Source organism: Thermoplasmata archaeon, assembly GCA_015063285.1.
Lineage (GTDB): Archaea > Thermoplasmatota > Thermoplasmata > Methanomassiliicoccales > Methanomethylophilaceae > Methanoprimaticola.
Genome location: SUST01000003.1, coordinates 13,224 through 25,473, shown reverse-complemented (window position 1 = coordinate 25,473; position 12,250 = coordinate 13,224). Strand labels below are relative to the sequence as shown.

The 12,250-nt window shown below is 50.0% G+C and carries 11 protein-coding genes; 9 read left to right on the top strand and 2 right to left on the bottom strand.

Features of this window, described 5'->3' with window-relative positions:
• The first annotated feature begins 325 nt into the window (after positions 1-325).
• The 6 genes from E7Z62_02670 to E7Z62_02645 are packed head-to-tail and all read left to right on the top strand — an operon-like array spanning position 326 to position 4,973.
• The gene (locus E7Z62_02670; protein ID MBE6522018.1) at positions 326-1,687 is read left to right on the top strand and encodes a signal recognition particle protein; all 1,362 of its coding nucleotides are present in this window, start codon (positions 326-328) and stop codon (positions 1,685-1,687) included.
• The gene (gene trmY / locus E7Z62_02665) at positions 1,684-2,277 is read left to right on the top strand and encodes a tRNA (pseudouridine(54)-N(1))-methyltransferase TrmY (protein MBE6522017.1); all 594 of its coding nucleotides are present in this window, start codon (positions 1,684-1,686) and stop codon (positions 2,275-2,277) included. Before E7Z62_02670 ends, trmY begins: the two co-directional genes overlap by 4 nt.
• An 8-nt stretch (positions 2,278-2,285) precedes the next feature.
• Positions 2,286-2,489 (top strand): DUF2116 family Zn-ribbon domain-containing protein, encoded by a 204-nt coding sequence (locus tag E7Z62_02660; protein ID MBE6522016.1) that lies wholly within the window; start codon positions 2,286-2,288, stop codon positions 2,487-2,489.
• Positions 2,378-3,430, top strand: coding sequence for an inosine/xanthosine triphosphatase (gene yjjX, locus E7Z62_02655; protein MBE6522015.1), 1,053 nt, complete (start codon positions 2,378-2,380; stop codon positions 3,428-3,430). Before E7Z62_02660 ends, yjjX begins: the two co-directional genes overlap by 112 nt.
• Positions 3,431-4,279 (top strand): FAD-binding oxidoreductase, encoded by an 849-nt coding sequence (locus E7Z62_02650; protein ID MBE6522014.1) that lies wholly within the window; start codon positions 3,431-3,433, stop codon positions 4,277-4,279.
• Positions 4,280-4,316: 37 nt separating this feature from the next.
• Positions 4,317-4,973: a metal-dependent transcriptional regulator gene (locus tag E7Z62_02645; GenBank protein ID MBE6522013.1), complete on the top strand. Its 657-nt coding sequence runs from the start codon at positions 4,317-4,319 to the stop codon at positions 4,971-4,973.
• A 90-nt stretch (positions 4,974-5,063) separates the two neighbouring features.
• On the opposite strand, the gene E7Z62_02640 is transcribed toward E7Z62_02645, so the two are convergent.
• Positions 5,064-6,743 carry a glutamate--tRNA ligase gene (locus tag E7Z62_02640; protein ID MBE6522012.1) on the bottom strand — a complete coding sequence of 560 codons (1,680 nt, stop codon included), beginning with the start codon at positions 6,741-6,743 and terminating at the stop codon, positions 5,064-5,066.
• Positions 6,744-6,836: 93 nt separating this feature from the next.
• Positions 6,837-7,265, bottom strand: a complete 429-nt coding sequence (locus E7Z62_02635) for a TerB family tellurite resistance protein (GenBank protein MBE6522011.1) — start codon at positions 7,263-7,265, stop codon at positions 6,837-6,839.
• A gap of 105 nt (positions 7,266-7,370) precedes the next feature.
• On the opposite strand from E7Z62_02635, the gene E7Z62_02630 reads away from it, so the two are divergent.
• From E7Z62_02630 to E7Z62_02620, 3 genes are all read left to right on the top strand, one after another.
• On the top strand, positions 7,371-7,655 hold the full coding sequence (locus E7Z62_02630; GenBank protein ID MBE6522010.1) for a hypothetical protein: 285 nt from the start codon (positions 7,371-7,373) through the stop codon (positions 7,653-7,655).
• Positions 7,656-7,739: 84 nt separating this feature from the next.
• Positions 7,740-9,005 (top strand): UbiD family decarboxylase, encoded by a 1,266-nt coding sequence (locus E7Z62_02625; GenBank protein MBE6522009.1) that lies wholly within the window; start codon positions 7,740-7,742, stop codon positions 9,003-9,005.
• Between the two features lie 90 nt (positions 9,006-9,095).
• Entirely contained in the window at positions 9,096-12,179 is a 3,084-nt protein-coding gene (locus E7Z62_02620; GenBank protein MBE6522008.1) for a hypothetical protein, read from the top strand.
• Positions 12,180-12,250 lie beyond the last annotated feature (71 nt).

The following is a 12,250-nucleotide window of genomic DNA, read 5'->3' as shown; positions in this document are numbered from 1 at the left end:
TTCTATTCTACAATCAAACCATTATTCTTGATTCGAATTACAGAGCTATCCTGGATGCGACAATTCAACAATGATATTGATTTTTTAACTATCATTTGTCATCTTTAAGCTTAAACTATAATTAGTAAATGTTTTAGCTTAATTTTTGGCATAAGGGTTATATATTGTCAGCGATAATAGGAGTATTACAGGGATTCGGTCAGGCTGTAGAGTGCATCCCATCCCTTCTTATTGCTGACCGGTCCCCCAACCTTCATCTTCTAATTTCACTGAAAAACATACCATAGACTTTTTTACGCGTGCGCGTATAGACCGCTCGTTAACCATGGTCATGGAAGGATTAGGGAAATCCCTCAGGAACGTTCTGGGACGTATCGGAAAGGCATCCGTGATAGACGAGGAACTGGTGAAGGATCTGTGCAAAGACCTTCAGCGCGCACTTCTCGAAGCTGATGTCAATGTCAAATTGGTACTTGAGGTCACGAACAATGTAAAAGAACGTGCCGTCAATGAGCCTCCCGAAGCGGGAAGGAGCATGAAAGACCACGTCTCCAAGATCATCTACGAGGAACTGGTAAGACTCGTCAACAATGGAGAGGGATTGAAACTCACTCCTCAGACCATAATGATGGTAGGTCTGTATGGTCAAGGAAAGACCACGACCACAGGTAAACTCGCATTCTACTTCATGAAGAAAGGATTCTCCGTCGGATTGATCGGAGCAGATGTCTACAGACCCGCAGCACTTGACCAGCTGAAACAACTGGGAGAGAAAGTAGGCGTCGATGTCTATGGAGAGCCTGGAGAGACTGATGCGGCAGGCATAGTCCAGAGAGGTAAAGAGCACTTCAAGAACAAACAGATCGTGATCATCGATACATCAGGACGTCACGCGCTGGAAGACGACCTTATAGATGAGATCAGGCGTATCGCCAAGGTTGCTAATCCCGAAGAGAGGATCCTCGTACTCGATTCCCAGGTAGGGCAGCAGGCAGGACCTCAGGCAGAAGCGTTCCATAACGCTGTGGGGGTCACGGGCGTCATTCTGACAAAGATGGACGGTACCTCGAAGGGAGGAGGAGCAATCTCCGCCATCCAGAAGACAAATGCCAGGATCGTGTTCCTCGGAACCGGAGAGCACATCCGCGACCTTGAGGCGTTCGACGCAAAGAGATTCATCTCAAGACTGTTGGGAATGGGAGACCTCTCAGCACTCATGGAGCTCGCATCCCAGGAGATTGACGATGAGGAGGCCATGGAGCAGGTAGCCCGCAACATGATGTCGGGACGTTTCACACTCAACGACATGTACTACCAGATGACCGCCATGAGCAAGATGGGCACATTAGAGAAACTGATGAGCCTCCTGCCTGGAATGAGCGCAGTCAGCGATCAGCTTGACTATGAGGCCACCCAGAAGAAACTGTCCGTATTCAAAGTCATCATGGATTCCATGACTCCCGAGGAAAAGGAGGAGCCCTCCATCATCAAGTCCAAGCGTATCGACAGGATAGCCGCTGGTGCAGGAGTATCGTCACATGATGTGAAGGAACTGCTGAAGCAGTACACCAACAGCAAGAAGATGATGTCGTCCGTCGGAAAGGACCGTAAGATGCGCAAACAGCTGATGAAACAGATGGGCGGCATCGACATGGACGCCCTTAAGGACCTCCAGGGATCCGAATGAGATATTTCGTCATCACCGGTCATAAAGCAGTAACTACCGGGGATTTCAAACTCGACGATATTGCCGGAGGCGCCGGAAGGCTGGACATACTGGTAAGATGTGTGAACTCGGCATTCTTCCTCAGCCATGACCTCCGCAAAGATGTGGAGATATACCTCGTTATGGAGGGGGGAGACGACGCTCCGAAGACGGTCATCTTCAGGGGATCCGAGCTCAGATACCTCAACCCCGATGAGAGGAGCACAGCATCCCTGATAAGGAACGCACTCCTGAAGAAGGTCCAGCCCGGAGAAGAGATAAGATCGTCGCCCGGAGTTTACAACACCAGGATGTCTTTCGCGGATGTGTTAGAAAGACTCTCCAAAGTAGGTTCCTTTGTCTATCTGAAAGAAGATGGTGTAGACTGCAGGGATTACGAGTTCCCCGAGAACCCCATATTCGTTCTGGGAGACAACCAAGATCCGACCGAAGAGGAAGAATCCATCCTGCAATCATATTCACCGGACAAGATCTGTATAGGGCCTTACAGTCTGCATGCAGATCATTGCATGATAATAGTACAGAATGAGGTCGACCGCAGGTCGGCATGAGGGATACAATGGCAGAATACACAGAGAAGATTCCACAGCACAGACATTGCGAGGCATGCGGCAGGGCGTTCGTAGGCGAAGGGAAGTTCTGCAGCGAACAATGCATGAGCACCTCCAGGGACGAGGTCAAAGGAAAACTGCGCAAGTATCTTATCCTCGAGGTCATCCTGGTCGCCATCGTTGTTGTAGCACTTTGGTTCGGATGGAAATGATCTCAGCCGTAGCAGGAACGTTCAACATACTCCATGACGGACACAAAGCACTGCTGCTGAGGGCCTTCGAGGTCGGAGACAGCGTTTTGATCGGACTCACATCCGATCGCATGGCCTCTCAGAACAGGAGCATCGCCGTCAGCTATGACATCAGGAAAAAGGAATTGGAGCAGTTCCTCTACCCCAGAAACAACTATTCGATATTCGAGATAGACGATATCTATGGCCCTAGGGAGATTATGGACAAGGCGGATATCCTGGTCGTCTCAGAAGAATCGGTTTCAAACGGGGAGAAGGTCAATGAAGAGAGGATATCCCGCGGCATTGAACCGTTGATTCTATCCGTAGTGCCTCTGATTATTTCTGAAGAAGGCGACAAGATCAGCGCCTCATCAATTCTGGAAGGCCGCTACAGCCGCTCAGGCAAAAAGGATGTCATTGATATTGCTGTAGGCTCTGCCAATCCAGTCAAAATCGCCGCAGTAAGATCCGTCATGGAAAGAATATACGGAGAGGTGAGGATCACGGGCATAGATGTACCCAGCGGAGTTCCTCCCCAGCCGTTCGGAGACCAGACTCATCAAGGTTCAGTCAACAGAGCAAAGGCCGCACTCGGTAACCACGACATGGGCGTAGGCATCGAAGCGGGAGTCTTCGAGATGCTTGACGGGCTCTACGACATCCAGCACTGCACCATAATCACCAAGGATGGAAGGATGACATACGGCCATGGATCGGGTTTCAGATACCCGGACAGCATTGCGAAACTCGTCAGGGAAGGAATGACAGTCGGAGATGCAGTCAAGCAGGTATACGGGAACACAGAGATAGGGAAGAAACAAGGTGCCATAGGCCTTCTCAGCAATGGCCTGATTGACCGCAAGTCTCTGACAGAACAATCCGTCATCGCGGCCATGATCCCGCGCATCAGGGGTGATTGAATGTTCCTAAGAGAGCGGATACCTAATGACTCCAAATACCTCTGCGACAGATCCACGCTCAAAGGTCATGCGAAGAATGTCATACTGCCCAACGATGAGACCGAACTCCGCGAGGGGATAAGATACTCCAGCAAGGGGAACACCAAACTGACGATCTCGGGAACTAGGATGTGTTCCCAAGGCGGATCGGTCCCTTGCGGCGGCGATGTCATGTCTATGGAACACCTTTCCGGCATAATTGGGGCCGGAACAGATGACAAAGGCGTCTACCTTAGAGTTCTTCCCTGCACATCGGTCTCCTTCATCAACAATGCCATCGCCAGCGGTCGCGTTGAAGGCATCGATGGATGCAATGTTGCTCTGGAAGGGTTGAGATTCCCTGTCAAGGCCGAACCTGAGAATTCGGTCGGTGGATGCATCGCTGTGAACCGTTCCGACATAAGGCCGTTCGTCAGAAGGATGAAGATAGTGTTCTCGGACAGCACATTCCTGACATTCGAACGCAACGAATACAGGGCCTATGGCAGAAGAATGACATTCCCTGCAGGAAGAAACTTCTTCGCCTTTGACATCCCTTCATACGATTCGGATTCGAACTTCGGACCCCACATATCATCGGACATGGACCTCATGGACCTCTTCATAGGTTCCGAGGGAATATTCGGAGTCATTGTTGAAGCGGATATCTACCTGTCCAACGAAGTGAAGGACAGGACGACCGAAGAATCAGGTAAACTGAACAACTCCCGCATCAAGGACCGCTATGGCCAAAAGGCGGTAGATGAACTTAGAAGGGTAAAAGAGATACTGGACCCCAGTTATATCCTGAACATTGGCAACCTATTGTGATGGGGTTTATTTATACGCAAACTGAGATACAGAAACAATGACTTCAGATAGCCGTGAAGACTACCTCATCAGCATTCTCAGGCTCAGCGATGGGAACAAGAATGTGAAAACAACCGAACTAGCGGAGTTCATGGGTGTATCTCCTGCCAGCGTAACCGAGATGACCAAGACATTGGCCTCGGAAGGACTTGTGGTCTATGAGAGATACAGAGGAATCAGGCTATCCGACGAGGGTATGGCAATAGCACGTCAGCTGCGTAAGAAGCACCATGTCATCGAGCATCTTCTGGTGAACTGTCTGGGAATGGAGCATCAGGATGCTCATGAAGAGGCCCACAAGATAGAGCACACCATATCCGATGACACCAGCATCAGGATCTGCAACATGGTTGGCAACCCTGTAGATGAGGACTGCCAGTACTGTACAGATCCCTGCAAGCGTTACAGTCAGGGAACTACCAACATCGTGCAGCTCAACAAGATGGCCAAGAACAAAACCGGAACCATCTCGTATCTCAAATCAGAAAACAGCGAGGACATCCGCAGACTGAATTCCATCGGATTCGTTCCTGGAAGAGAGGTCAAGATCGAATCCATACTGATGGATGGCGGCGACAGGGTCATCAAGATCGGTGACAACATGGTCGCCCTCAGCTACGATCTTGCGTCTTCAGTCTTCGTTGATGTGTCTTGAATACCTCTGGTTAAATCAGGAATTCCCCGAGCAACTGATAGCTTTTTCAATATAGAGGACGGGGGAAATCCCCCGAAAGAATTGTTTTAATCAACGGTGAGAGAAGATCATGGAGACGGATTTGGGATCCTTCTTCTCGATCCTAACGAACCCTATTCTCTCCAACTGGACCATGTCGTTGTTTTCAGCAGATATATCGGGCTCGATCTTACCGGTCTGAACTGATCCATCGGGCATGACCAGAGTTGCCTCAAGGCCGTCCGATGCCACCCACTGAACAGCACGTACTCCTGTCTTCAGGATCGATACGTCATTTCCGATATACTTCGCCGGTTTGCCATATTCGATGTTACAGAGGTCCTTGAGCCTGATCTTCTTGTCTTTCTCGAACATTTCGGAATCAGCCTGTGCTAGGAAGACTGTCCTTGGTGCATCCAATTTGAACTTCCTTTCGCCTCTTTCGGGATGATCGGGATGCTTAGGAGCCGCACCTTCGATGATATCGACACCGTCGATGTCGTAAGACACGGGGTTCTCCACATAGAAGTACCTGTTTGCATCGGTATCGATGATATCCCTGTTCATTCCGTAGAGATTCTGCCAGGAGAACTCGATATCCACTGGTTTGATACCTGACTCGACCCAATATCTTCTGATGGCCTCGGGCCTGATTCCGCGTCTCTTCATAGCCCTAACGGTCCCGGTCCTGACATCATCCCATCCAGTGTACTCCCCGTCCTTGATGCTCTGTTTTATTATGGAAGTCTTCAGAACGGTATCGGGGATGTTCACCAGACCGTAATGATAGTACTCCGGTTTCTTCCATCCGAAATAATCGAAGATGTACTCCTGCCTGAATGTATTGTTCAGGTGATCCTTTCCCCTTATTACATGCGTCATTCCCATCTCATGGTCATCGATCGCAACAGAGAGGTTCATCATAGGGTATGCGATATACTTCTCTCCTGTCCTGGGATGGGGCGTCCTAACCAATCTGAGGGCGACGAAATCCCTGACTGCGGGGTTAGGGTGGCAGATATCCGTCTTTACGACAACCACTGCCTCCCCGTCCTGATAGTCTCCCGCGAGGAACTTATCATATCTGTCCAACTGAGTCTCGACCGGCAGGTCATGACAGGGGCATTTCTGCTTATTCTCCTTCATCTTCCTCCAGTCGTCGCCATTGCATGTGCAGACGTATGCATGGCCCATCTCGAGAAGCTTCCTGGTGTAATCATAGTACATCTGGAACCTGTCCGACTGTATGTACTGCTTGTTACACTTGACACCGAGCCAATCCAGATCCTCCGGGATCATATCATATGCATCTGGATCGATCTTCTCAGGATTGGTATCCTCGAATCTCAGGATGAGATCTCCGCCGTATCTCTTGACATACTCGTCGTTGAGGATGGATACGCGGGTGTGACCGATGTGCAAAGGCCCGGATGGTCCGGGTGCGATACGCATTACGACCTTTCCATTGACATTCTGAAGGTCAGGGAGCTCGTACTTCCTCTCCTTCTTCTCTTTGACGAGCAACGAGGAATCTATCTCTTCCAGAGCTTTGGTCTGTGCTTCGAGGCCCATTGCATTGACCTCTTCCACAATCTTGTTGGCCAAAGGTGTGATCTCCCCTGCCTTCGATCTAAGTTCCGGACAGCTGCCCAGAATCTTTCCAACAACTGCTTTCGGATTGGCCGTACCCTTGAAGAACACCGCATTCTGCAGTGCAAATTTCCTGATCGTCTGCTCGATCTCATCGGACATGGGTTTTCCGAATCTGTAAGCAGTATTTATGAGGTTATATTGGCGCTCGTGCGCGAGTAAAAGAAAAGGAGGCCCCAAAGGGGCCTGATAAGGTCAGGAACAAAGGGTGGAAATCCACTCGGATTCGTTCTTGGAAACGACTGCGTCAACACTTGCAAAGCAGATCAACATCATGACGATATCGTCCCTGACGTACTCGGGAAGCATAGCGAAAGCGACCTCTGCGATCTTGGTGTCTGCCCCTTCCTTGGCGAACTGTCCGAGCCTCTGAGTGAACTCTTCGGGGTCAAATGGCGATCCGCGGCGGTGAATTGCAAGCCCCTGAATGACGGCATATTCGCTGATGTCCAGCTTACCATCGAGAATCGCTACTTTGCACATGAAGGTCTCAACGAGTTCCCAAATCATGGGGAAGGCCCTGCTGTACCCATCCATTGTCTGTACCTTTGCCAAAAAGAATCCTCCGCGGTCCGCGGTATCAATCGATACGAATTCCTTCAACAGATCTTCGAAATTAGACATGAGGAAAGAATTTCCTTCCTAGTATTTAATGGAGGATACATCCAACTGCTTTCATCATTTTTAATAGGCCCCCTGACATACTGTATTCGCAGAGGAGGCTTCAAAATGGGATTGATGAACAGCATCAAAGAGGGTTTCAAAGAAGCAGATGAAAAGCTCGGCGTCGTCTATGACGGTGGGAAGGCCGAAGTAGAAATCAGCAAGGAAGAATCCAAGATCAGAGACGCTATCAGAGATATAGGAAAGAAGATGGTTGAATTCTTCGATGAGGGTAAAGAATACGATGAGGCCGTCATCAAAGAATACTATCAGGTCATTCTCGTATCCAGAAAGAAGATCGAGGAGCTCAAGGCTCAACAGGACGAATACAAAACAAAACTCAAAGATTGATTGTGGGCGTTGCCCACGCCAATGCCCGTCCTTCGACGAAGGACGGACTCTACCTTATTATTTTATCAACACATTACCCGGCTTATGTCGGTCAATGATTCGCTCTTCGGCGAGATCACAACAATCAAGAATCCTGTAGAACCCGAATCGAATGAGATATCTTCTGAACTCATGAAAGATCAGGACAAAACCGTCCTTTTCGAGAATCTCAACGGAAAGAAGGCTGCGGGGAACATTTTCTCCACAAGGGAGAAGATCGCCAAGGCACTCAACATCCCGAAAGAAGAAATCGTCAAGCACCTCTTAGAAGCAATCGGATCCCCTCAACCGTATCAGATCGTTGATGATCCTGCATTTCGCCAATGCTCTCTGGATGTGGACCTCATGAAGCTTCCCATCCCAAAGTACTTCCCCGAAGACGGCGGGCGCTACATCACCTCGGGAGTCATAGTTGCAGAATACGAGGGTAAGAGGAATGTCTCATTCCACAGGATGATGATCATGGATGGGAAGCACATAGCCGTAAGGCTCGTTCCCAGGCATCTCTTCACACTTTACAACATGGCCAAGGAGAAAGGTGAGGAACTGAAGATATCCATCTGTGTCGGTGCACAAGCAGAGGTATTGTTGGCTGCAGCCACATCGATGGACTTCGGAGCTGATGAACTGGAGGTCGCATCGGCCATGTACATGAAAGGCCACGGAACCGCCCTCAAAACGGGAAGATGCGACAATAACATCGTAGTTCCCGCCGACACGGATTATGTATTCGAGGGCAGGATCACATTAGAAGAGACGAAAGAAGGGCCTTTCGTCGATATCACGGGAACCTATGACTTCGAAAGGCAGCAACCGGTCATAGAGATTGACAAGATCTGGAGCTGCAAGGACCCTATATTCCACCTCCTTCTTCCAGGAGGATACGAACACTTCATGCTCATGGGACTCCCGAGGGAACCGATGATCCTTAAGACTGTCAGACAGGCTGTCCCCAGGGTCAAGAACGTCCGCCTTACCGAAGGGGGATGCTGCTGGCTTAACGGTGTGGTCTCGATAAAGAAGAACAAGGAAGGGGACGGAGTGAATGCCATAATGGCCGCATTCACAGGACATCCGTCCATGAAGAGCGTCATCATCGTGGATGACGACATTGACATATTCAACGACCGCGAGGTCGAATGGGCTGTCGCGACCAGGATGCAGGCTGACAGGATCCTGAAGATCCCCGGAGCAGCAGGATCCTCATTGGACCCCAGCTCCCATGGAAAAACCACCTGGAAAGTCGGATATGACGCCACCATCCCCTTGGATGCTGACAGATCCCTATTCGTGAAAGCAAAACTGAATTAAGCTCTGTTATGGGGTGAACCCCCATAACCTTAGACCTTAGAATCTCGGGAACGTATCTAATATTCACACCCGTAATCACTCCTGCGGACCATGCAATTGGACCGCAAGGGTGATGCAAAAATGAATAAAACGATGGCATTCATCGCCGTGGTCCTGACCATGGTCACGGCATTCTTCGTAATCGCCACGGACGGCTCCGACGGTGCCGTACCCAGCGGTTATGTCGAAATCACTGATGCCAATAACATCAGCTATACTGACGAAACACTGCCTGGAACGAACATCTATATCTCTTCGGCCTCGGTCAAGGCAGAGGCCTTCAAAGGCTGCACCAGCCTGGTCAATGTCGTACTCGACGATAACGTAAGGATGCTGGGCGACAGAGCCTTCGAAGGTTGTACTGGCCTTGCTTCATTCAAGGCCCCTGGTCTGAAGAACGTAGGATACTATTGTTTCAAGGATACGGGTGCGGTGAATTTCGATTTCTCAACCAAACTTACGGTGGTAGGTGCCCATGCGTTCGAGAACTGCAAAGGTCCAGGACCATACCTTCTGAATACCAGTGTCTCGGAGATTAAGAGCGGGACCTACCTTGGAAGCAAGATTCAGATCGAGGATCTGAGGAATGTCACATCCATTGCGACGGATGCATTCAGCGAAGGCTATCCCAAAGGACAGCTTCTTAATGACGGCCAAGCTTCTGTTCTGACGAACGTCCCCACTATTACCCTCAAGGATGTTCATCTGGTGGAGCTCACAAGCACTTACAACTCCAATTCCAAAGAATACAAGCTTACATTCTACACCGGGTCGAGCAATGCCGTTTTCAAGTTCACGGATTCCAACGGAACCACAACCGCAACCACTGCTGCCAATCAGCTCGGCGGAAGCTGCTATTACTACTTCAACGGACAATCGCTGCACGTTGAGGGCGGAAGCTGGACCATCCATTTCCCAGAGATCACTGGATTAGACGATGACATGCACATCTCAGGAGAAGGAACATATCAGATCCCTTATCCGAATGTTGCATCGAATCTATTCAAATCGTGGAAGATCAAGGGAGAGAGCACTACCAGGACCACAATTACTGAGTCCGAATTTGCCAAACTGGGAAGCGACATCTATCTGGAGATCACATATCTGCCGTTCACTGTGACCTATGACCATTCCGCACTGCCTGATTCTTCCGGACTCCCCGCCCGCCAGTCATTCAACGTGGGCGACAGCTATCCAGAACTTCAAAGCGTGTCTGGATATGATTTCACAGGATGGTATGTAGGAAACGAATACTATGAAGGCGGCAGTAAGATAACCACCTTCCGCGACCATACTGCCGTAAGCAGCTGGAATGCGAACACGTTCACCGTCTCTGTTATTTCCGAGGACGTCAAAATCGGTTCTAAGATGGTCGCTGCTAACACTGAACTGCGTCTATCCGAACTATCCGTGACAGCGCCGGAATCCAAGAGGTTTATGGGATGGAGCCTGGAATCCAATGGCGCGGTATTGAGTTCAGACCCCGTCATCAGCGGCAACTGCAGCATATATGCGGTCTATGAGGACAGATCACAGTTCACCATCCGCTATCTGGACGGCGATACGGTCCTCGGAACCATCAAGGCATATGACGGGGACACAGTATATGTTCAGCAGGATAATCCGATGACGGAAGGAAAGACCTTCCAGAATTGGAAGTTGGGGGACACGGAGAGCAAACTGTACAGGGGCGACAGCATCAGGGTCGTAAGCGACATGGACCTCCATGCCATTTGGCTGACTGACAAGAAGACCGTCAAATATGTTCTGGACGATTCTACGAAGACAGAAACATTCGATTACGGAGAGACGGTAATTGTAGGTTGCTCAACTGCGACAAAGAGTGGCTTCACCCTCCAGGGATGGGGGCTGTCATCAACAGGAAGCATACTCTATCACGATGGGGATTCATTCATTATCAAGAACGATACAAAACTGTACCCGATATGGGCCGAGAACGGCAAATTCACCGTGACACTTCATGATCATGACGGAAAGACCACTGTGACCAAAGTCGAACAGAACACATCTTACACACTCCCAAGCGACAGCGGATGGGCACAGCACATATTCGATGGCTGGGCTACTGCCGCAGATGGACCTGTTAATTTCAGAACCGGAGATTCCTCCACCATAACCAAGGATACCGATTTCTTCGAGATTTGGCATCTGGACCCTGCACAATCCGCCTCTGGTGAAGATAAGCAGGAACCTGAAAAGGAACCTTCCACTCCTGGGGATAGAAAGTCCGTTGAGGATTCAACTTCGACAGATGAGAAGAAGGGTTCTGGAAACGAACCGATTGAGAAGGGTTCACCGTCGTCTGGGGACGAAACCCCTGCAGAAACCCAGCCTCAGGCAGGAAGCACCAGTCCTTCAAAGACTCCTGCGGAAGAACAGCCATCTGGAGAAGGTCAGCCCCAATCAGGCAGTACTACCACTCCGGAAACGCCTGCGAAAGAGCAATCCTCATCGGGAAGCACCAAAAAGGATGACAGCAACAATACACCTTCTGTCCCCTCGACGGTTTCCCTCAGATTCATGGACGGAACATCTTTGATCGCCGCATACGACCTCAACCTGTACACTGTCCAGGACCTGTCGGTTGCGGGCACCCCTTCTAAGACAGGATACAAGTTCCTCGGCTGGAGTGAGAACAGCAAAGCGCAGACCGCAACTCTGACATCGCAATCTACAAAGATGATTCTCAGGAACACCACCCTGTACGCTGTATGGGAGAAACTACTGGCGGTGAACTACCATGAAGGAAGCTCAACAGACACCGTATACTGCGGAAAGGATGAACAGATAGTTCTGAAGATCGTTCTGAAGGAGGGATCGGAATTCATCGGATGGACCGAGAGCGGTTCATCCACGGTCCTCAAGGACAGGATCACCGTTTCGAAGGATATGGACCTATACCCGAAATGGGAAACAAAAGTCGTGGATACCACTCCGATCGATACGGATATCTCTTCTGATTTCCCTCAGACTGTGGTAGATTCTGTCAGTGAGAACGGAACACCCATGGAGTCCTCTTCTGGCGGTGACAGTTCGATCACAATGATAGGGATTGGCGCGGCAGTAGCTGCGATCGTCTCATCTATTGTCATCTTCCAGCTCAGGAGGTCCTGAGGGTGGCGCAAAGGAAGCATAAGAAGAATCACTTCCGGCGGACAGCAGTAAAACTGCCGTTTCCGTCGTTC